This window comes from Desulforegulaceae bacterium (assembly GCA_034006035.1).
Taxonomy (GTDB): Bacteria; Desulfobacterota; Desulfobacteria; order Desulfobacterales; family JACKCP01; genus JACKCP01.
Map to the genome: position 1 here is coordinate 59,740 of JAVETN010000011.1, position 21,605 is coordinate 81,344.

23 protein-coding genes are annotated in these 21,605 nt (G+C 34.4%); 20 read left to right on the forward strand and 3 right to left on the reverse strand.

Translation table 11 applies throughout. From position 1 onward, the window contains the following. Position 1 precedes the first annotated feature (1 nt). From RBR53_09210 to rlmB, 5 genes are all read left to right on the forward strand, one after another. Positions 2–532: a DUF4416 family protein gene (locus RBR53_09210; GenBank protein MDY0132836.1), complete on the forward strand. Its 531-nt coding sequence runs from the start codon at positions 2–4 to the stop codon at positions 530–532. Between the two features lie 52 nt (positions 533–584). Next, a complete protein-coding gene (locus RBR53_09215; protein MDY0132837.1) occupies positions 585–1,466 on the forward strand; it encodes a YicC/YloC family endoribonuclease in 882 nt (293 codons plus the stop codon). A 160-nt stretch (positions 1,467–1,626) separates the two neighbouring features. Beyond that, positions 1,627–1,950: a DUF370 domain-containing protein gene (locus RBR53_09220; GenBank protein ID MDY0132838.1), complete on the forward strand. Its 324-nt coding sequence runs from the start codon at positions 1,627–1,629 to the stop codon at positions 1,948–1,950. Positions 1,951–1,953: 3 nt separating this feature from the next. After that, the gene (gene gmk / locus RBR53_09225; GenBank protein MDY0132839.1) at positions 1,954–2,514 is read left to right on the forward strand and encodes a guanylate kinase; all 561 of its coding nucleotides are present in this window, start codon (positions 1,954–1,956) and stop codon (positions 2,512–2,514) included. Between the two features lie 9 nt (positions 2,515–2,523). Further along, on the forward strand, positions 2,524–3,255 hold the full coding sequence (gene rlmB / locus RBR53_09230) for a 23S rRNA (guanosine(2251)-2'-O)-methyltransferase RlmB (GenBank protein MDY0132840.1): 732 nt from the start codon (positions 2,524–2,526) through the stop codon (positions 3,253–3,255). A gap of 4 nt (positions 3,256–3,259) precedes the next feature. On the opposite strand, the gene RBR53_09235 is transcribed toward rlmB, so the two are convergent. The 3 genes from RBR53_09235 to RBR53_09245 all read right to left on the reverse strand — a co-directional run bounded on the left by RBR53_09235 (position 3,260) and on the right by RBR53_09245 (position 5,636). After that, a complete protein-coding gene (locus tag RBR53_09235) occupies positions 3,260–4,522 on the reverse strand; it encodes a folylpolyglutamate synthase/dihydrofolate synthase family protein (GenBank protein ID MDY0132841.1) in 1,263 nt (420 codons plus the stop codon). Positions 4,523–4,646: 124 nt separating this feature from the next. Continuing rightward, the gene (rpsU, locus tag RBR53_09240) at positions 4,647–4,856 is read right to left on the reverse strand and encodes a 30S ribosomal protein S21 (GenBank protein MDY0132842.1); all 210 of its coding nucleotides are present in this window, start codon (positions 4,854–4,856) and stop codon (positions 4,647–4,649) included. Positions 4,857–4,961: 105 nt separating this feature from the next. Beyond that, entirely contained in the window at positions 4,962–5,636 is a 675-nt protein-coding gene (locus RBR53_09245) for an adenylate kinase (protein MDY0132843.1), read from the reverse strand. A gap of 463 nt (positions 5,637–6,099) precedes the next feature. Between RBR53_09245 and coaE the strand changes: the two genes are divergently transcribed. The 15 genes from coaE (at position 6,100) to RBR53_09320 (ending at position 21,600) form a co-directional block, all read left to right on the forward strand. After that, entirely contained in the window at positions 6,100–6,690 is a 591-nt protein-coding gene (coaE, locus tag RBR53_09250; protein ID MDY0132844.1) for a dephospho-CoA kinase, read from the forward strand. A 238-nt stretch (positions 6,691–6,928) separates the two neighbouring features. Continuing rightward, positions 6,929–8,176 (forward strand): transcription termination factor Rho, encoded by a 1,248-nt coding sequence (rho, locus tag RBR53_09255; protein MDY0132845.1) that lies wholly within the window; start codon positions 6,929–6,931, stop codon positions 8,174–8,176. A 68-nt stretch (positions 8,177–8,244) separates the two neighbouring features. Continuing rightward, on the forward strand, positions 8,245–8,466 hold the full coding sequence (rpmE, locus tag RBR53_09260; GenBank protein MDY0132846.1) for a 50S ribosomal protein L31: 222 nt from the start codon (positions 8,245–8,247) through the stop codon (positions 8,464–8,466). A 79-nt stretch (positions 8,467–8,545) separates the two neighbouring features. Further along, positions 8,546–9,616 carry a peptide chain release factor 1 gene (gene prfA, locus RBR53_09265; GenBank protein ID MDY0132847.1) on the forward strand — a complete coding sequence of 357 codons (1,071 nt, stop codon included), beginning with the start codon at positions 8,546–8,548 and terminating at the stop codon, positions 9,614–9,616. Continuing rightward, on the forward strand, positions 9,600–10,493 hold the full coding sequence (prmC, locus tag RBR53_09270) for a peptide chain release factor N(5)-glutamine methyltransferase (GenBank protein MDY0132848.1): 894 nt from the start codon (positions 9,600–9,602) through the stop codon (positions 10,491–10,493). The genes prfA and prmC overlap by 17 nt, the downstream gene beginning before the upstream one ends. A 149-nt stretch (positions 10,494–10,642) precedes the next feature. After that, a complete protein-coding gene (gene rpsB, locus RBR53_09275; GenBank protein MDY0132849.1) occupies positions 10,643–11,488 on the forward strand; it encodes a 30S ribosomal protein S2 in 846 nt (281 codons plus the stop codon). A 203-nt stretch (positions 11,489–11,691) separates the two neighbouring features. After that, entirely contained in the window at positions 11,692–12,288 is a 597-nt protein-coding gene (tsf, locus tag RBR53_09280) for a translation elongation factor Ts (protein ID MDY0132850.1), read from the forward strand. A gap of 3 nt (positions 12,289–12,291) precedes the next feature. After that, complete coding sequence (gene pyrH / locus RBR53_09285) at positions 12,292–13,020, forward strand: UMP kinase (protein MDY0132851.1); 729 nt, start codon at positions 12,292–12,294, stop codon at positions 13,018–13,020. A gap of 4 nt (positions 13,021–13,024) precedes the next feature. Continuing rightward, positions 13,025–13,582, forward strand: coding sequence for a ribosome recycling factor (frr, locus tag RBR53_09290; GenBank protein ID MDY0132852.1), 558 nt, complete (start codon positions 13,025–13,027; stop codon positions 13,580–13,582). Beyond that, the gene (locus RBR53_09295) at positions 13,572–14,318 is read left to right on the forward strand and encodes an isoprenyl transferase (GenBank protein MDY0132853.1); all 747 of its coding nucleotides are present in this window, start codon (positions 13,572–13,574) and stop codon (positions 14,316–14,318) included. The genes frr and RBR53_09295 overlap by 11 nt, the downstream gene beginning before the upstream one ends. A gap of 18 nt (positions 14,319–14,336) precedes the next feature. Then, entirely contained in the window at positions 14,337–15,137 is an 801-nt protein-coding gene (locus tag RBR53_09300; GenBank protein MDY0132854.1) for a phosphatidate cytidylyltransferase, read from the forward strand. A 9-nt stretch (positions 15,138–15,146) separates the two neighbouring features. After that, positions 15,147–16,301, forward strand: a complete 1,155-nt coding sequence (gene dxr, locus RBR53_09305) for a 1-deoxy-D-xylulose-5-phosphate reductoisomerase (GenBank protein ID MDY0132855.1) — start codon at positions 15,147–15,149, stop codon at positions 16,299–16,301. A gap of 37 nt (positions 16,302–16,338) precedes the next feature. Beyond that, positions 16,339–17,670, forward strand: coding sequence for an RIP metalloprotease RseP (gene rseP, locus RBR53_09310; protein ID MDY0132856.1), 1,332 nt, complete (start codon positions 16,339–16,341; stop codon positions 17,668–17,670). A gap of 124 nt (positions 17,671–17,794) precedes the next feature. Further along, positions 17,795–20,788, forward strand: coding sequence for an AIR synthase-related protein (locus RBR53_09315; protein ID MDY0132857.1), 2,994 nt, complete (start codon positions 17,795–17,797; stop codon positions 20,786–20,788). Continuing rightward, positions 20,785–21,600 carry a phosphoribosylformylglycinamidine synthase subunit PurQ gene (locus RBR53_09320; protein MDY0132858.1) on the forward strand — a complete coding sequence of 272 codons (816 nt, stop codon included), beginning with the start codon at positions 20,785–20,787 and terminating at the stop codon, positions 21,598–21,600. The genes RBR53_09315 and RBR53_09320 overlap by 4 nt, the downstream gene beginning before the upstream one ends. The last annotated feature ends 5 nt before the right edge of the window (positions 21,601–21,605 follow it).

The window sequence follows — 21,605 nt, forward strand, 5'->3', positions numbered from 1 at the left end:
TATGAGTAAGCCTTTTTCCCCGGGCAAAGGACTTGTTGTTATAGCTATAATGACAAACGATAAAAGGCTTTTTGCTTTTGCATTAAAAGAGCTTGAAAAAGAATTTGGAAGTTGTTTTCTAGTCAGTGCCTGGTTAGATTTTTCCTTTTCAGATTATTATGAAAACGAAATGGGGAAAAAATTAAGTAAAAGGTTTGTTTGTTTTAAAAATCCTGTTAATCAGGACAGTCTTTTGAATATCAAGCATAAGACCTATGAAATAGAAAATAAATATCTTGAAGAAAATAAAAGAACTATAAATTTAGATCCCGGAATTTTAACTCCTGACAACTATGTATTGTCTACATTCAAAAATTTTCCCCATAGAATTTATCTTGGGAATAGTGTTTTTGCAGAAGTTGAGTTTTCCTTTACAAAAAATCAAATTATTTTTTATGATTGGACCTATTCTGATTACAGGGAAAAAGAAGTTTGTGATTTTTTTTTAACTTCAAGAAGATATCTATTGCTTTTTAATTCAATTAAAGCCTGATTTTGGCAGGCAAAAAAATATTAAAGATGCTAGTTAATGAAAGTGAGTTTCCATGATATTAAGCATGACCTCGTATTCAAGAGCTGAAAAAACAAAGGAAGATCTTAAAATATCTGTTGAAGCAAGAACTTACAATAGCAGATTTTTAGACATTGCATTAAAAGTTTCATCAGATTTTGCAGATCTTGAGGAAATTATAAAAAAAAAGATTTCTTCAGTAATTTCAAGGGGCAGGGTGGAAATCAAGTGTTACTTTGAAGATTTGGGTGAAAATGATGCTTTGATTTCCATAGATTCTGACAAGGCAAAAGCATATTTCAATATTTATGAAAAACTTAGGAATGAGCTTGGGATCAAAGAGGAAATTAAAATTGAGCAGATTTTAAAATCCGATGGGGTGATAAAGAAAAATGAGAAAAAAGATAATACAAAATATCTTGGTCTTTTAAATGAAGTAATGGATGAAATGCTTTCAGCCTTAATAAAAGCAAGAAAGCTGGAAGGCGAAGTTATTTATAATGATTTTTGCGAAAGACTTTCTTTGATTGATTCTTTGATAAAGGAAATTGAAGCTGAATCTGAAAATGCTGCAAAGGAATATTTTAATAAGCTCCAATTGAAAATAAAAGATCTGGTTTCCTCAGCAGAGCTGGAAATAGATGAGTCAAGATTTGCCCAGGAAGCAGCTTTTCTTGCTGATAAAACTGATGTTTCAGAAGAAATTTTAAGATTTAAAACCCATCTTATTCAGTTTAAAAAATACATGGATTCTGATTCTTCTCCTGGAAGGAATCTTAACTTTTTGCTCCAGGAGCTTCATCGTGAGATCAATACTCTCGGGGTTAAACAAGGGAGTGTAAAAATTTCAAAAAATTGTGTTGAGATTAAATCTGAGCTTGAGAAACTAAGAGAGCAGGTTCAAAATATTGAATAACCTGAATAAGGTAAAATCGCTTAATTCAGGAATAAAAAAAGAGTTTATTTAGAAAGTGTTGAAAGTTTAAGTCATACTTTTATCATAACTTAAAAATATTTGTTTAGTTTTGTTAATTTCTAAAATTAAAAGGTTTAGCATAATGACTAAAAACTCTTCCATGGGGAAAAGTTTATCTTCTAAGTTTAAATTAAATCAGCAGCTTCTTTTAAATATAGGTTTTGGAAGCACAGTGGCGGCTGAAAGAGTGGTTGCTGTTCTTTCTCCAAATTCAGCACCAATGAAAAGGCTGAAAGATAATGCAAAAGACGATAGGAGGCTTGTGGATGCTACCCATGGCAGAAGAACAAGATCCATTATTGTTTTAGATAGCAATCATATTGTTTTGTCTGCAATTCAGGCTGAAACAATTTCAAACAGGTTTGTTTCTTTGGGCCGGGAAAAGGAAGGCAGTCTTCCTTTGGATGATGAGGAGATTTTTTAAAATATGGAAAGAGGCAAAATTTTTGTAATTTCAGCACCTTCTGGTGCAGGTAAATCCAGTCTTTGCAATTATCTTTTAAAAGAGATTAAAGATCTTTGTTTTTCTGTTTCATACACAACCCGTGAACCAAGAAAAGGTGAAATTGATGGAAAAGATTATTTGTTTACAGATAAAAAAACTTTTGAGTCCTGGATAAAAGAAGACAAGTTTGCTGAATATGCTCTTGTTTATGGAAACTACTATGGTACCTCAAAGGATTATCTTTATAAATCAATTCAGGCTGGAAAAAATATTCTTTTGGAAATAGATATTCAGGGAGCAAAAGCAATTAAAAAAAAGTTTAATCCTGCTGTTTTAATTTTTATCAATCCTCCTTCCATTGAAGAGCTTGGAAAAAGACTTGAAAAAAGGGGGACTGACAGTAAAGAGATAATTAAAAAAAGACTTGTTGCCGCTGAAACTGAAATTAAGGCTTCAGAAATCTTTGACCATATAATTGTAAATGATGATTTTAAAAAAGCTTCAAATGAACTTAAAAATTTAATTGAAAAAGAAATTTCCTGAAGGCGGAATATGTCAAAAACAGAAATTCTATTTGGTAATCATAGTGTAATTTCAGCTGTAAAAGCAGGTAAAAGGAAAATAAATAAGATTTATTTAACTGAAAAAAACAGTTTTTCAGATGAAATTAGACAAGAAGCAGAAAAAAGAAAAATAAAGATTGTTCCAACAGATAAGGAAAAAATTTCAGAGCTTTCAAAGGCTAAAAACCATCAGGGAATTGCTGCAGAGGCAACTATGATTCCTTTTTATGATTTTAATGAATTTTTAAATTCCAATAAGTTTAAAAACCCTTTTGCAGTTATTTTAGATAACCTTGAGGACCCTTTGAATCTTGGTTCAATAGCACGTTCAGCCTTGTGCCTTGGTGCTGATGTCCTTATAATACCCAAAGACAGATCAGTTCGTCCTACTCCCTTTGCTTCAAAAGTTTCTGCAGGAGCCCTGGAGTATATTCCCCTTATTGTCCAGACAAATATTGTAAATTCAATAAAAGATCTTAAAGCTGCCGGTTTTTGGATCGGCGGTCTTGATGGAAGCGGGAAAGATATAATTGAAAAGTCTAGTCTAAGCTCGCCTTTTGGGCTTGTTGTTGGAAGTGAAGGTAAGGGAATTCGACCTCTTGTTAAAAAAAACCTTGATTTTGTTTTTAAAATTGAACAAAAAGGGCCGGTTACCTCACTTAATGCATCTTCTGCAGCAGCTATTGGGATTTATGAGTGTATAAAAAAAATAAAAAATTAGAGCTTTAAACAAAAATATTATTTTTATCAAAAGCCTCAATTATTTTTCCAGAAAGGTAAATTGAGCCGGCCGCACAAATAAGATCGTCTTTTGATGCAATTTTTATTGCTTTTAAACAGGCTTTTACGGGGTCAGGTTCAAGAAAAGAATTGATTTTTGTTAAGTTTTTAAGCTCAATTGGATTCAATGCTCTTGGAGAATCGGGTTTTGTAAATATAAAGGTTTTGGCTAAAGGCTCAAGAATTTTTAGGTTTTTCAAATAATCCTTGTCATTTAAAGATCCAAAAACAAAAATTATCTTTTTATTTTTATCCCTAAGAAAGTTTCTTAAAGCTCTTGATGAATCGGGATTATGTGCACAATCTACAATAAACTCAGGTGAGTTTAAAATTTTTTCAAGCCTTCCTCTCCATTTGGTTTTTTTAATTCCATCTTCAATCTGGTGTTTTTTTATCTTAAATATTTCAGGATAAAATTCATTTAATTTAAGACAGGCAAATGCGGCAAGACCTGAGTTTATTATTTGATGCATTCCTGGAAGATGAGGCTTGAGTTCTAAGTTATTAATATGATTAAGAAAAAAACTTCCATTGAGTTTTTCAATTTTAAAGTCTTTGTTTATTGCAAATAGGTCAGAATTGTTTTTTATGGCTTTTTCACTTATGATTTTAAGAACTTTTGGGTTGGTTTCTCCTGTAATTACAGGGATGTTTTTTTTTATTATACCTGACTTTTCATAAGCGATAAGTTCAATTTTATTTCCAAGAAAATCCAGATGATCCATAGTTACATTGGTAATTATTGACAAGTGGGGAATGATAAGATTAGTTGAGTCAAACTTTCCCCCCATTCCTGTTTCAATTACTGCTGCTTCAACCTTGTTTTCTTCAAAATATTTAAAAGCAAGAGCTGTGGTAAATTCAAAAAAAGTCGATTTTCTTTTTCCTGTATCATTTTTTTCTATTAGATCAAAAAGCCTGACTAAAGATTTGTTTTCTATCATCTTTCCGCAAATTTTAATTCTTTCTTTGAAATCATAAAGATGAGGAGAGGTGTAAAGACCTGTTTTTAAGCCGTATTCTTCTAAAACTTTTGCAATATATGAAGCTGTGGAACCTTTGCCGTTGGTACCTGAAATATGAATACTTATAAAGCTGGTTTGGGGATTGTTTAAATTTTGGAGGAGATTTTTGGTTACCTCAAGTCCTGGTTTAATTCCAGAGGCTGTTTTTGAAAAAAGTAAGTTTAGTTTAGAATTAATGTCCATAAAAATAAATTTAACTGGTTTTTATATAAATAGAATAAAAATTAAATTCAAAATATTGATTTAATAAATAAAAAAACCCGGCCTTAAGACCGGGCTTTAAAACTTGGACAAAGGATATTTTAAATTATTTTCTAAAACTTCTGCGTTTTGAATCTGCAATACGCTGACGTCTTCTTGCTTCTCGCATTTTACGTCTTTTAAGCTCATTTGGCTTTTCAAAATATTTTTTAAGACGAAGACGCTTGAAAAGTCCGTCGTTCTGGATTTTTTTCTTAAGCACTTTAAGCGCTTTTTCCAGATCTTCATCGTGAACTTTGACTTCGATATCCTTCAAGTAGATCACCCCTTTACTTAGATTTTTAAAAACTTTAAGGATATACTATAAATTTTTGAACTATGCAATAAAAAACCGCAGAAAAAATCTGCGGTATATTTAAAATTAGTCAAGAGCTTTCATAAGTGCTTCTTTAACAGTATCGATTGGTGCATCACCTTCAAGAACAACATAATTTGTTTCGCCTTTTTCAGCAAGATCCTTGAAATAGTATGCTGAAGCAAGAGTACCGGTTGTTTCATCATAGTAAATATCATGACGCTTGTTGATTGCTGATTCATCCTGGTCATCGGCACGTGTTGAAAGAGCACCTCCGCAAACTCTGCACTTATCGCCGTTGGGCTTGATTGCATCAATGTTTACATTGTTTGGATGTCCGTTGTCATTTTCACAAAGTCTTCTGCCCATGATTCTTCCCTTGGCAATTTCTCTGTCAAGTTTGATTTCAACAACATAATCAACCTTCATATTTTCTGCTTTAAGAGCCTCATCAAGTTTTTCAGCCTGCACCTTGTTTCTGGGGAATCCGTCAAGAAGCCATCCGCCTGCATTTTCTGGCTTTTTAAGGGTGTCAAGGATCATGGGAATGGTTATATCATCAGGAACAAGGTCACCTTTATCAATGAATTCTTTGGCTTTTTTCCCAAGTTCTGTACCGCCTTTGATGTTTTCACGGAAAATACCGCCTGATTCAATGTGTGAAACTTTGTATTTGTCTTTGATAAGTGAAGCCTGGGTTCCTTTACCCCCACCGTTTGGTGCAAAAATAAGAATGTTCATAATTTCTCCTTTTTTGAATATAATGTTTTATACTTACAAATTGTTTTAAAATTAATTTAGTTTTTGAGCTGATAATTTAAACTTATTATCCAAAATAGCCCTTGTTGTCATTTTTTTGCTAAAAGTTTTGCCAGAAAACATTTAGAGCTCAGGTTAAAAAAACTAATAGGATAAGTTTTTTTGTCAACTAAGATTTAACTAGTAACATATATTAGGTTTTAATAATCTTGTAAATGTATTATTGACAGTTTCATTTTTATCTGAATAATTATGAATATGTTGTGTTTGTTTTAATTTTTGGTTATTCTTACCTTAATTTTTCAAAAACACAGTCTTTTTAAAATCCTTTTGTATGCTTTTGTTAAGTCAGTTCGAATAAAAAAATAAAAAAATTCTTGCAATGGAGCGAAATTATAGTATTAAAACCTGTTAACTTTAATAAGCTGCATCAGGGAGGATTTTTTTGGTTCGCATAGGATTGACCGGCGGACCCGGCAGCGGGAAGTCTACTGTTGCTAAAATTTTCAAGAGTAAAAACATAGCATTTTCAGATCTGGATTATCTTTCCAGGGTTGCTGTAGAACCCGGCCGGCCTGCATTTAACAAAATAGTTGAACACTTTGGAAAATCTTCAGTCAGTAAATCAGGGGGGCTTGACAGGGCTTTTTTGAGAGACAGGCTGATAAAAAATCCAGGGGATAAAAAAATTTTGGAAGACTTGATTCACCCTGAGGTATTTAGGCTTCTTTCTTATGAAGAAGAAAAACACCTTAAGGCAGGGGAAAAGTTTTTTTGCGTGGAAGCTCCTTTGCTTTTTGAAGCAGGAATGCAAGATTTTTTTGACTTTATTGTTACTGTATACTGCTCCAAAAAATTACAGATTAAGCGAGTAATGGAAAGGGATGGCCAGTCATATCAAAGTGCAAAAGGTCTTGTTAATTCACAAATTCCTCTTGATAAAAAAGCAAGTGATTCTGATTTTGTTATTTATAATGAATTGGGAATTGAAGAGCTTGAAAAACAAGTTGCAATTATTCTAAAAGAGCTGAATTAAACCCTTGACTTTGTTTAGTAACTAATTTAATTATATTGGATAACCTGCCGTACAATAGGCTCTTCCTGACAATTAAATTCATCAGAAAAGCAAATGGTATTATAAAGAAACATCCTTGTGTTGAAACAATCCGCAATTAAATTATTAAAAAAATATATTATTAATCTTATTAGGTGATTAAATGAAATCTACTAAAACCAACGGGCAAAAGAAGCAGTCTTTAAAAAAAATAGACTCAGTGAATCTTTCCTCTCTTAAGAAAATGACTGTGGCAGATCTTGCCTCCATGGCTAAAAACTACGGAATAGACTGTCCTGCAGGAATGCTTAAGCAGGAGCTTATCTTTGCTCTCCTTCAGCATCATATTGATAAAAACGGAGCAATATACGGAGAGGGGACTTTGGAAGTCCTTCCTGACGGTTTCGGCTTTTTAAGGGCTCCGGACTACAACTATCTCCCCGGACCTGACGACATTTATGTTTCCCCGTCCCAGATCAGAAAATTTAACTTAAGAACCGGGGATACAGTTTCTGGGCAGATTAGGCAGCCAAAGGATACTGAAAGATATTTCGCCCTTTTAAAAGTAGAAGCAATAAATTATGAAGATCCTAATATAGCAAGAGAAAAAACACTTTTTGATAATCTCACTCCCCTTTATCCAGATGTAAAAATCAACCTTGAATCAAGAAAAGACAATTATTCAATGAGAATAATGGATCTTTTAGCCCCGATTGGTTTTGGGCAAAGAGGCCTTATAGTTTCTCCTCCAAGAGCTGGAAAGACTGTTCTTCTACAGAATATAGCAAATAGTATAATCGCCCATCACAAGAATGTGATCCCAATGGTTCTTCTTATTGATGAAAGGCCCGAGGAAGTAACAGATATGGCCAGGAATGTTAAAGCTGAGGTTATAAGCTCCACTTTTGATGAGCCTGCAGAAAGACATGTTCAGGTAGCCGAGATGGTTATTGAAAAAGCAAAAAGGCTTGTTGAGCACAAAAAAGATGTTGTTATTCTTTTAGATTCAGTCACAAGGCTTGCCAGGGCTTACAACTCTGTGATACCACCAAGCGGAAAAGTATTATCTGGAGGGGTTGATTCCAATGCTCTGCACAGACCTAAAAGATTTTTTGGTGCCGCAAGAAATGTTGAAGAAGGCGGCAGCCTCACAATTATAGCCACTGCTCTGATTGATACAGGCAGCAGGATGGATGAGGTTATTTTTGAAGAATTCAAGGGAACAGGTAATATGGAAATAGTTCTTGATAGAAAGCTTGCAGACAGAAGAGTGTACCCTGCAATTGATATTAAAAAGTCAGGAACACGAAAAGAAGATCTTCTCCTTGATAAGAATATACTTAACAGGGTATGGATATTAAGAAAATTGCTTGCCAACCTAAATAGTGTTGACAGCATGGAATTTTTGATTGATAAAATGGGCGGCACTTCAAGTAATGAAGAATTTTTGGAGTCAATGAACGCTTAGTGATTGTTCAAACAATTGTATTTGTTCAATTACTCTTTTAAAAAATAAAGTGATACAGGAGAGAGAAAATGAAGCAGGGAATTCATCCTGAATATGAAAAAACATCTATAACATGTGCCTGTGGCCATGTTTTTGAAGTGGGAGCAACAAAAAAAGATATGAACGTTGAGATTTGCTCAAAATGTCATCCTTTTTTTACAGGAAAGCAGAAACTTGTTGATACCGAAGGGCGTGTGGATAGATTTAGAAAGAAATTCGGCGATTACAAGGAGAAGCTAGGTAAGAAGTAAACTTTTTTGCTAAATTTCAGAAAAAGCGTTTCCTTTTTTTATAAAAGAACGCTTTTGTTTTTTTATGGGTATCTAAATTATGTATGAAAAACTTGAAGGTGTTTTGGACAGGTTCGAGAAGCTCGAGCAGTTATTGAGTGATCCTGATGTTATTAAAGACAGGGACAGCTACCAGAAATATATGAAAGAGCATGGAGAGCTTATATCTCTTGTTGATAAGTACAAAGAGTATAAGGAGATTGATTCTGAAATAGCTGAACACAAAGAGCTTACAAAAGATGAAGATCTCGAAATTCGGGAGCTTGCCTATGAAGGACTTCCTGATCTTGAGGAAGAAAAGGAAAAAATTGCTAAAGAGCTGAAAATACTTTTGGTTCCAACAGATCCCAATGATTCAAAAGACGTTATTCTTGAAATAAGGGCAGGAACTGGGGGAGATGAGGCCGGTCTTTTTGCGGCTGATCTTTTTAAGATGTATACAAAGTATTCAGAATCCAAAAATATGAAAATTGAAATAATGGACTCCAGTTTTTCAGGTGCAGGTGGTTTTAAGGAAGTTATTGCCCATGTTAAAGGGAAAAATGCCTATAGAACTTTCAAGTATGAAAGCGGTACCCATAGAGTTCAAAGAGTTCCCACAACTGAAACCCAGGGAAGAATTCATACCTCTGCTGTTACTGTGGCTGTTTTGCCCGAAGCTGAGGATGTTGATCTGCGGATAGATCCTTCAGATTTAAGAGTTGATTATTTCAGGGCAACAGGTCCTGGAGGGCAGTCTGTAAATACAACAGACTCTGCAGTTCGCATCACTCATTTGCCCACAGGAGTTGTTTCCACCTGTCAGGATCAAAAATCACAGCATAAGAATAAAGAAAAGGCCATGAAGGTTTTGAAGGCCAGAATTCTTGATGTAATGATTTCAGAACAAAACGAAAAAAGATCTCTTGATAGAAAAGAACAGGTAGGAACAGGTGACAGGAGCGGGAGAATCCGTACTTATAATTTCCCCCAGGGAAGAGTTACTGATCACAGGATAAATCTTACACTTTATAAAATTGAACAGATAATGGAAGGGGAGCTTGACCCTTTGACAGATGCACTTTTAGCTCATTATAATGCAAAGGCTTTGCAAGATGAGCAGCAATCATAAGGTGAAAACATCAGAGGTCTGGACAATTTCAAAAATTTTAAGCTGGACTGAATCATATTTTAAGTCAAAAGATATTGAGTCTCCAAGGCTTGGGGCTGAGCTTTTGCTTTGTTCCGCTCTTAAATGCTCTAGAATTGATCTTTACACTAATTTTGAAAAGCCCTTGTCAAACAATGAACTTAAATTGTTCAAGTCCTTTATCAAAAGAAGAGCAGATTTTGAACCTGTATCATACATAACAAATGAAAAGTCCTTTTTTGATCTTGATTTTTATGTTGATTCCAATGTTTTAATCCCCCGTCCTGATACTGAAAAACTTATTGAAGTTGTAATTGAGCTTTATTCGGAGAAAAAAGATGAAAATCTTAAAATCCTTGAGCTTGGCACAGGAAGCGGGATAATAGCTGTTTCCCTGGCTAATTATTTTAAAAATTCAAAGATTATAGCTGTTGATATATTTTTGGAAGCTTTAAAAAGAGCCAGAACTAACTCAGAAAAAAACAAGGTTTTATCAAGAATTTTTTTTCTTAATACAAACTGGTTTTCAGGTATCAGCTTTAAGCATGGTTTTGATCTTATTGTTTCAAATCCACCTTATATTAAAACTTCTGATATTGATTTTCTCCAGCCTGAAATAAGACTTTATGAGCCTGTTTCTGCTCTTGACGGAGGCGAAAACGGCCTTTTATGTGTTGGTGAAATTATAAAAAAAGCCGATCTTTTTCTGAAAAAAGACGGTTTTTTGGTGATGGAGGCAGGTTTTGATCAAAAACAGGGAATTCAAGCTCTTTCAGGGGAAAATAAAAATTTAAGTTTTGTTGAAATGGTTAAAGATTACGGTAATAGGGACAGGGTGGCAGTGATAAAAAGACTTTAAGTTTCACTAGTCTCTTGAAAATAAATACAATATTTGTTATTAAAAGCTGTTTTACATAAAACACGCATCTTGATTTTTATCCCCGGTGCCGTAATGGTCGGGATAAAAGACGATGGGTGCGGGTGAACAACCAAACTCAGGAGAAAATTATGGCTTACGTATCAATGAGAGATCTGCTTGAAGCAGGAGTGCATTTCGGACATCAGACAAGACGATGGAATCCCAAGATGAAACCCTATATATTCGGTGCAAGAAACGGAATATATATTGTTGATCTTCAGCAAACTTTAGAAATGTTTAAAAAAGCATACAGTTTTATTGAGGAAGTATGTGAAGAAGGTCAAAGTGTTTTATTTGTAGGAACAAAAAGACAATCAAGAGATGTGATTTATGAAGAAGCAAACCGTTGTGAAATGTTCTATGTTCAGAACAGATGGCTTGGGGGTATGCTTACAAACTTCAAGACAATGAGAAAAAGTGTTGAAAGACTTAAGTATCTTCATGAAATTGAAAATGACGGAAGAATTGAGCTTTTCCCAAATAAAGAAAAAATTTTACTTTTAAAGGAAAGAGCTAAGCTTGATTCAAATATTGGCGGTATTCAGAATATGAGAAACCTTCCAGGAGCAGTTTTTGTAATTGATCCAAAAAATGAATCAATTGCAGTGAAAGAGGCAAACAAACTGAATATTCCTGTGGTGGCCCTTGTTGATACCAATTGTGATCCTGATGGAATTGATTATATAATTCCGGGTAATGATGATGCTATCCGTTCTATTTCTCTTATTACTTCACAAATTGCCGATGCTTGTATAGAGGGCAGAAGAAGATATGAGGAAAGAGTTCAGTCTGAATCAGATAAAAACCAAGAGGTGAAATCTGAAAGATCTGCCAATCTTAAGCCTGGGGAAAGAAAAGTTATTTCAGAAGGCGAAGATGGCCCCGTTATAGAGGTTGTAAAGAAAAAGAGCTCTCCAGAAGCTTCTGAAGCATAATTTATATATAATTAAAGAATTAAATAAAGAATCCGGATATGTTTTACAACAGATCTGGATTCGTTTTATAAGCCTGATCGGTATAAGGTTTAATTTGCTAAAAATTGTTTTTATCAGGCTTTTAGTGTAAATTTTAATTCTTATTTAGATAGATAGAAAAAAATACTTGTTCAGCATATAAATATAATTAAGGAGATTTTAATATGGCAGAAATTAGTGCTCAGATGGTTAAAGAGCTACGTGATAAAAGCGGTGCAGGAATAATGGACTGTAAGCAGGCCTTGAAGGAATGTGGAGGAGATATAGAAAAATCAGTTGATTTCCTTCGGACAAAAGGGCTTGCAACAGCTCAGAAAAAAGCTGGAAGAGATGCTTCAGAAGGAAGAATTGAATCATATATCCATATGGGCGGTAAAATCGGGGTTCTTGTGGAAGTAAATTGTGAAACTGATTTTGTTGCAAAAAATGATGATTTTATTGAGTTTTGTAAAAATTTGGCAATGCATATTGCAGCAAGTGCACCTGAAGCAATAGTTCCTGAAGATCTTTCTAAAGATTTGTGCGATAGAGAAAGAAAAGTTTATGAAGAGCAGGTAAGGGAAATGGGCAAGCCTGAAAATATTATTTCCAAAATTGTAGACGGTAAAATGGAAAAATTCTACAAAGATGCCTGCCTTCTAACTCAGCCCTATGTAAAAGATCCTAAGGTTTCAGTACAAGATGTACTTACTGAACTTATTGCAAAAATGGGTGAAAATATAGTTGTCAAAAATTTTTCCAGATTCCAGATTGGAGGCTGATAATTGGCTGAACCAAAATTTGGAAGAGTTCTTCTCAAATTAAGCGGTGAGGCACTTATGGGTGACAAGGGCTATGGTTTATGCCCTGACACCCTTAAATATGTTGCTTCCGAGCTGGAAGAACTTTACAATAAAAATGTTGAAGTTGCAGTGGTTGTAGGCGGAGGAAACATATTTAGAGGGATTGCAGCAGGAACCTACGGAATGGACAGAGCTCCTGCTGATTATATGGGAATGCTTGCAACTGTGATGAATAGCCTGGCATTGCAGAACGCCTTGGAAAGAAGAGGGATTCCCACAAGAGTTCAAAGTGCAATTTTTATGGATGAGGTTGCAGAACCCTTTATTTTAAGAAGAGCTGTTAGGCATTTGGAAAAGAAAAGAATAGTGATTTTTGGTGCAGGAACAGGGAGTCCATATTTTACAACAGATACAGCAGCAGTATTAAGGGCCCATGAAATTCATGCCCAGATTCTTTTAAAAGCTACAAAGGTTGACGGAGTTTACGATAAGGATCCTGAAGAAAATCCTGATGCTGTAATGTATAAAAACCTTACCTATATGGATGTGCTTGAAAAACAGCTTAAAGTTATGGATATGACAGCAATTTCACTTGCCATGGATCATGATCTTCCTCTATGTGTTTTTAAATTGAGACAAAAAGGTGCCATTGACAGTATAATTTCGGGAACTCAGGTGGGCACTATCATAAGAAATAACAGCAAAGGATAAGACTATGATTAACGAAGTTCTAAAAGATACAAAAGACAAAATGAAAAAAACTCTTGAAACTCTTAACCAGGAACTTCTTAAAGTAAGAACAGGAAGAGCTTCAACAGGTCTTGTTGATTCAGTTGTTGTAGAATATTATGGAGCAAGAACTCCTCTAAATCAGCTTGCTTCAATAACTGTTCCAGAAAGTAGACTTGTTGTTATCCAGCCCTGGGATGCCACTGCCATTAAAGAAATTGAAAAAGCTATATTAAAGGCAAATATTGGTATTACACCTTCAAGCGACGGAAAGCTTGTCAGGCTTTCAATTCCTCCTCTTACAGAAGAAAGAAGAAAAGAAATTGTAAGACAGGTAAACAAGATCTGTGAAGATTATAAAGTTGGTGTAAGAAATGTGAGAAGAGACTCAAATGAAAGTTTAAAAACTTTTAAAAGTGATGGTGACATTTCAGAAGATGAGATGTTTAGAGGTCAGGATGAAGTTCAAAAGCTTACAGATTCCCATATCAAAGAAATTGATGAGGTGAACAAAGCCAAGGAAAAGGAAATTCTTGAATTCTAAAAGAGAAAATTTTTTAAAAAAATACTCCCTTTCAAAGGAAAACTTCCCTGTCCATATTGCTGTGATAATGGACGGTAACGGAAGGTGGGCCAAAAAAAGGCTGATGAACAGAGTCAAGGGGCATGAAAAAGGTGCAGATGCGATCCGGGGAATAGTTGAGCTTTCCAGGGAAATCGGTGTTAAAAATCTAAGCCTTTATGCTTTTTCCACAGAAAATTGGAATAGGCCTAAAACTGAAGTATCTGCTCTCATGAACCTTCTTGACAGGTTTATAAAAAATGAAAGAAGTAATTTTTTAGAAAATGACATAAGGCTCAATGCCTTTGGCGAACTTGAAAAGTTACCCAAAAAAGTATTGAACAATCTCAAGGCTTTGATGGAAGAAACCAGTTCAAATTCAACCATGTGTCTTAATCTTTGCTTGAGCTATGGAGGAAGGAACGAGATTGTTCATTCTGTAAGAAAAATTGCAGAAAAAGTTGAAAATAAACTTTTAAAGCCTGAAGAAATAACCGATGAAACAATTTCAGAAAATTTATACACAAAAGGCTTTCCAGATCCTGACCTTCTTATAAGAACCAGCGGAGAAATGAGGCTTAGCAATTTTATGATGTGGCAGCTTTCTTACTCAGAGCTTTTTTTTACAAAAACACTTTGGCCTGACTTTTCAAAGGAAGAATTCATTGAAATAATAAGACAGTTTCAGACAAGAGACAGAAGATTTGGAAAAGTTTAAAAAACAAAAGGATAAATTGTGGAAAGTTCGCACAAAAATCGTTGGATCACTGCTTTATTTGCCCTGCCTCTCCTGGTATTGCTGATTTTAAAAGGAGGGGCTTTTTTATTTAGTATTTTTCTTTTTTTTGTTTCAGCTATAGGTTTTTATGAATGGCAGAAAATCACTGATAGCAAACATTATTCCCTTGAAAAATTTAGAAATATCCCTTTTTTCTTAATTCCGGTTCTTTACTTTTCATCTTTTTTTTCAATATCTGTTCATATCCTTTTCGCAATCTTTTCAATCGGAATTGTTCTTTTTTTTCTTTTAAAAAGCTTTGACGGAACAGAAGCTCATTTTAAAGGAAGTCTTTATACTTTAAGCGGATTTATTTATACATCGTTTTTTTTATCTTTTGCCTCAAGAATAATGATAGAAACAGGACCAAGAGGAGTGTTTTTTCTTTTGATTGCAGTTTTTGCATCTGATACAGGTGCTTTTTACGCTGGCAGAAAATTTGGTAAAAATAAGCTTATGGAAAATGTAAGCCCCAAAAAAACAATTGAAGGTTTTGTCGGTGGTTTTTTCTTGTCAGTTTTGGCAGCAGTAATTTGCAGATTTCTTTTTTTCCAGGAGCTGCCTTTTGTTAATGCTTTATTTTGCGGTCTTTGTGCAGGAGCTATTGTTCCTCTTGGAGATCTCTTTGAATCAATGACAAAAAGAGTGTTTGGAATTAAAGATTCTGGTAATATTCTGCCCGGTCATGGAGGAATCCTTGATAGAGTTGACGGTCTTTTATTTGCTGTGCCTGTGTTTTATATTCTTTATATTTTTTAAGGGTTTGTAATGAAAAAAATTGCAGTTCTTGGCTCAACTGGTTCCATTGGTGTTAATACTCTTGATATTGTCAGGAGATTTCCTGATAAGTTTGAGATAATTTCTCTTTGCTGTAAATCAAACATTGACCTTTTAATCGAGCAGATAAAAGAATTCAGGCCAAAGATTGCATCGATTTTTGAAAAAAAAGACGCAGATGAGCTAAAATCAAGGCTGGGAAGCAGGTTTGACACAAAAATTGTTTTTGGAGATCAAGGCTATTGTGAATCTGTATCTCAAAGTGAAATTGATGTTGTGGTTTCAGCAATAGTTGGAAGTGCAGGATTAAAGCCCACAATTCAAGCAATTTATTCAAATAAAGATATTGCCCTTGCAAATAAGGAGTCTCTTGTTGCTGCAGGAGACATTGTTATAAATGAAGCAAAAAAAAGAAATCTTAAAATACTTCCCATTGACAGTGAACACAGTGCAATTTTTCAATGTTTGGAAGGCAATCAGAAACAAGAGGTTGCAAAAATATTTCTTACGGCTTCAGGAGGGCCTTTCAGAACAAAGGATATTTCAGAATTTAAAAACATAACTCCATCAGAAGCTTTGAATCATCCAACCTGGTCAATGGGGGCAAAAATTTCAATAGATTCTGCTACCTTAATGAACAAGGGACTGGAAGTTATTGAGGCTTGTTTTCTTTTTGACATTTCTCCTGAAATGATAGAAGTTGTTGTCCATCCTCAATCAATTGTTCATTCAATGGTTGGCTATGTTGACGGAAGCATAATTGCTCAGCTGGGAAAGCCTGATATGAGAGAGGCAATTTTATATTCACTTTCATGGCCTGAAAGATTTAAAACAGATTTTGGATTTCCTGATTTTTCCAAGCTTGACTTAAATTTTGAAAAACCTGACTTTGAAAAATTCAAATCACTCAAGCTTGCTTTTGAATCAGCATTAATTAGAAAGTCAATGCCTTGTGTGATGAATGCGGCAAATGAAGAGGCTGTTTGTGCCTTTTTAAACAAAAAAATCAGGTTTGATCAAATTCCTTATATTGTAGAAAAAGTAATGGAAGCCCATGAAGTCTTTGTTTTTTCATCTATTGAAGACGTCTTTTATGCAGATAAATCTGCAAGAACCAAGGCTTTTGAATACATCAACTCAATCTAACTTAAAACTTAAATCCTGGTTTAGCGGAGACTAAATAATGGTTACAATTATTTCTTTTGTAATAGTTCTTGGTATTTTAATTTTTGTACATGAATTCGGACATTTTATAGCAGCAAGATTATGCGGGGTTGGTGTTGAAAAATTTTCAATAGGGTTTGGCCCTAAAGTGATTGGATGGAAAAGCGGGGAAACCCACTATATGATTTCAGCAATCCCCCTTGGCGGTTATGTAAAAATGGTTGGAGAAGAGCCAGACACTGAATTAAGTGAAGAAGAAAAAAAATATTCATTTACCCATAAGGAAGTATGGAAAAAGTTTATAATTGTAGCAGCCGGTCCTTTTTTTAATTTTTTTCTTGCCATAATTTTATATTTTGGGCTTTTTATGTTTTACGGAAGCTATTTTTATCCCCCTGTAATAGGTGAAGTTACACCAAATACTCCTTCCTATGGAAAACTTTTGACTGGAGATGAGATTTTGTCAGTTAATGATAAAAAAATAAGCTCATGGACTGAACTAGAAAAAAATATTGAAAAATCAAATGGAAAAGATATTCTTTTAAAGGCAAAAAGGGGAAATGATTTAAAAGAAATAGTTTTAAAACCTGTTCTTCTTGATTCTGAATCTTTATTTGGAGAAAAGGAAAAAAAATATTCCCTGGGAGTAAAACCCTATCTTCCTTCTATTATTGGAAGAGTTGCTCCTGATTCACCTGCTTCAAAGGCTGGTGTCAATCCTGAAGACAGGATTGTTGAGATAAATTCAAAAAAAATATTTACCTGGTATGATGTTTCTAAAGCAATTTCTGATTCAGACTCGGCAATTGAAATTGTTTTTGAAAGAAACGGGGAAAGAATAAGAAAAACAATTGAGCCTGAAATAAAGGAATTAAAAGATCATTTAGGAAAACCTTTTGAAAGAAGGCTGATTGGAGTTGGAGCAAAAAATATAACAATAAATAAAAAATTAGGACCTGTTTCAGCCATGGCCGAAAGTTTAAGCCAGACATGGAAGGTAATTGAGCTTACTTTTGTTGGTATAGTAAAATTAATAAACGGCTCAATTTCAAAGGATAACCTTGGCGGTCCTATTATGATTGCTCAAATGGCAGGAGATCAGGCTAAGCAGGGACTGACAAGTTTTTTGGTTTTTATTTCGCTTATAAGTATAAATCTTGGTCTTTTGAATCTTTTACCTGTGCCTGTCCTTGATGGTGGACATCTTATGTTTTTTTTAATAGAAATGGTGACAAGAAAGCCAGTAAGCATAAAAGTAAGAGAAACTGCCCAGCAGATTGGACTTTTTCTTCTTCTCACGCTGATGGTTTTTGCTTTTTATAATGATATCTTAAGGTTGTTTTCAAATTAAAGTTAGAATTGATTGAAAACTTGAAATTTTATTTTTTTACTAAAGATTAAAAGTTAGACTCAGATTTAAAAGTCGGTTAAAAGACAGATTTTGTTTCACTAACTAATAAACAGGAGCAGGGCCAATGATCTACAAGCTGGAAACAGCCCTTAAAAGTTCTCTTAAAGATCCCCAGGGAGAAAGTTTAAGAAAAAAGGCAAGGGAATATTTCAATCTGGAACTTGAAAAAGTAAGAACAATAAATGTTTTACTTTTTGATCTTCCAATCTCTGAAAAAGAATTTGAATTTGTTTCAAAAGAGATTTTTTTTAATCCTGTTAGTGAAATTTATTCTTTTTCACAGATTGAAGAAGAATTTGATTTTTGTATAAATATAGGCTTTAGGCCTGGAGTTTGCGATAATCCAGGAAAAACAGCAGTTGAGGCAATTTCAGATATTTTATCAAAAAAGTTCCCAAAAGAATATGGAGTTTATTCAGGAAAAAGATATTGCATCAAAGGCAAGAACCTTTCAAATGAACAAGTTGAGCTTATTGCAGGGGAACTTCTTGCAAATGAGACAATTCAGTCATGGAAGGTTTACTCAAAAGACTTTGTATCTAAAAATGGTTTTCCTGAAGATTTGGTTCCAAAAGCAGTTTTAAATCATCAGCCTGAAGTAAAAGAAATTATTTTTTCCACTGATGATGAATTGAATAAAATAAGCGATGAAAGAAATCTTGCCTTAAATCCCAATGATGTCCCTGTAATTCGAGAGTATTTTTTTGATGAAAAAGTAATTTCTAAAAGAAAAGGATTGGGCCTTTCAAACCCAACTGATTTAGAGCTTGAATTCATTGCACAGGCAAGAAGTGATCATTGCAATCATAATACATTCCAGGGAAAATTTTTATATACTGACAAAGACACAGGAGAAAAGTTTGAAATAGACAATCTTTTCAAGGTATGCATTAAAGATCCAACAATTAAGCTTAAAAATGAGCTTGACTGGGTAGTTTCAGTTTTGTGGGATAATGCAGGTGCTGCTGTTTTTGATGAAAACTATAATTATACAATTACAGGTGAAACCCATAATTCTCCTTCAAATATGGAAGCATATGGAGGAGCCATGACTGGGATTCTTGGTATTTTCAGAGATATAATGGGAACAGGCCTTGGCTCCAAACTTATAATGGGAAGTTATGGGTTTTGCACTGGTTTAAGAGATTATAACGGAGAATTAAAACCCAAACTTCACCCAAGAAGACTGCTTGACGGAGCTATAGAAGGTGCCAAAGAGGGTGGAAATAAAAGCGGAGTTCCAACCACTTTTGGGCAAGTATATTTTGACAATAGATATATAGGTAAGTGCCTTGTTTATGTTACAGCTCTTGGTCTTATGCCAAAAGAAGTAAATGGAAAACCCTGCCATGAAAAAACCACATCTCCAGGTGAATTAATAGTAATTTGCGGAGGGCGGGTAGGAAAAGACGGAATTCACGGTGTTACAGCATCTTCAGAAACTTTTTCAGAAAGCACTCCAGCTGGCCATGTTCAGATAGGAGACCCTTACAGCCAAAAGAAAATGCACGATTTTCTTTTAGAAGCAAGGGATCTTGGGTTGATGACTTTTATCACAGACAATGGCGGAGGCGGGCTTTCATCTTCCATAGGCGAGTCAGCAAGATTAAGTAATGGATGTGTGGTAGATCTGGAAAAAGTTCCTCTTAAATATGAAGGACTTGATCCTTGGGAAATTTGGATTTCAGAATCACAGGAAAGAATGACAGCTGCTGTTAAAAAGGAAAATATTGATAAATTTCTTTCTCTTTCAGCCAAACATGAAGTTGAATCAACTATAGTAGGTGAATATACAGATTCAGGAATGCTCCATGTAAAATGGAATAATAAAACAATTGCCTACGTTGATATAGATCTTCCCGAAAAAGGATTTCCCCAGTGGAATTTTGAAGCAGAATGGTCATCTCCAAAATCAAGGGGAATGAATGAACCTGTAATTACTCCGCCTTCAGATTATAATCTTTTGGGTCTCAAACTTCTTTCTTCTCCAAATATTTGTTCCAAAAAATGGATCACAAGGCAATATGATCATGAAGCTCAGGGAACAAGTGTTATAAAGCCTCTTACAGGAGTTAATAAAAACATTCCTTCAGATGCTTCAGTAATAAGACCAAACTTAAAAACTGATAAAGGTCTTGTGTTTACCCAGGCAATCAATCCGGGATATTCAGACATTGACACTGATAATATGACAAGGCTTGTTGTTGATGAGGCATTTAGAAGACTTGTGGTAACAGGTGCTGATCCTTTTAAAATAGGCGGGGTGGACAATTTCTGCTGGCCTGGAATAAGCTTTGATGAAAAAACAAACCCAGATGGTAAACTAAAAGCTGCAAAACTTGTAAGATCTTGTCTTGCTCTAAAAGACATTTGCCTTGAATATAAAGTCCCTCTTTTGTCAGGTAAGGACAGTATGTATGTTGACGGACATTTAAAAGGGCCTTACGGTGAAACAAGAAAAGTTTCTGCCCCTGAATCTTTGCAGTTTTCAGCATCAGGAGTAATTGATGACTGTAAAAAAGCTATTACCTCAGGATTTAAATTCTCAGGGGATAAAATTTATCTTCTTGGAAAAACCTTTGATGAGCTTGGAGGCTCTGAGTTTTACAGCCTTTTAAATGAAAAGGGAGTAAATATTCCTTTTGTAAATCAAAAAACAAACCTTGAAATTTATAAAAAATATTATGACTCAAATACAAAGGGCCTTATAAACTCAGGTAAATCACTTGGAAACGGAGGTCTTTTTACAGCCCTGGCATTTTCTTCAATGGCAGGTGGATTTGGAGTTCAGATAGAACTTGATAAAGTCCTTGCTGATGAAAAACTTGAAGATTTCAAAACTCTTTTTTCAGAATCTTCAGGAAGAATTCTTGCAAGCGTGTCTGAAGAAAACGCTTCAAAATTTGAAGAAATAATTGGGAAATCAAACTGCTGTGAAATAGGTTTTGTAAGGAAAGATAAAAACTTTATTGTAAATTCAGCGGGCAATCAAATAATCAATCTTAATGTTGATGACCTTGAATCAGCTTTTGAAAAAAGATTTGGAGACCTTATATGATGAAAGTCAAAGCCCTTGTACTTACTGGATTTGGTATTAATTGTGACAATGAAACAGCCCATGCATTAGAACTTGCAGGAGCTGTGGCAGATAAAGTGCATATTAACGATATTATAAGTAAAAATGTTTTACTAAAAGACTATAAAATTTTTGCATTAAGCGGAGGCTCAAGCTGGGGAGACGAGCATGGAGCAGGAGTTTTACAGGCAATAAGAATGAAAACCCATTTTGGTGAAGAGCTTCAAAGTTTTGCCTTGGAGGACAACCTTGTAATTGGGATTGGTAATGGCTTTCAAACCCTTGTAAACTTGGGTCTTTTACCTGGATTTGATTTAAACTCCATGGAAAGAAAAGTTGCTCTTATAAATAATGAAAATGGAAATTTTATCAATGATTGGGTTTATTTAACTAAAGAATTCTCTTCCAATTGTGTTTTTACAAAAGGTCTTGATAATTTTGAGCTTCCCATAAGACATTCACAGGGAAAATTTTATACTGATGAAGAAACTCTTAAAAAAATAGAAAAAAACAATCAGGTTGTTTTAAGATATTCAACAAATGAGGGTAAAAGAGCAGAAAACAAATTTCCCCAAAATCCTGACGGCTCATTAAATGATATAGCAGGAATTTCTGATTCAACAGGACGTATTTTTGGACTTATGCCCCATCCTGAAGGTTTTGTTCATTGGACTCATCATCCCCAGTGGGATTTTATAAGTAAGGAAATGGAAAAAAACAATAAGGATCTTTTTAATTCAGATCTTCCAAAAGGTCTTAAAATTTTTAAAAATGCTGTTGATTATTTTTCATAAAATTA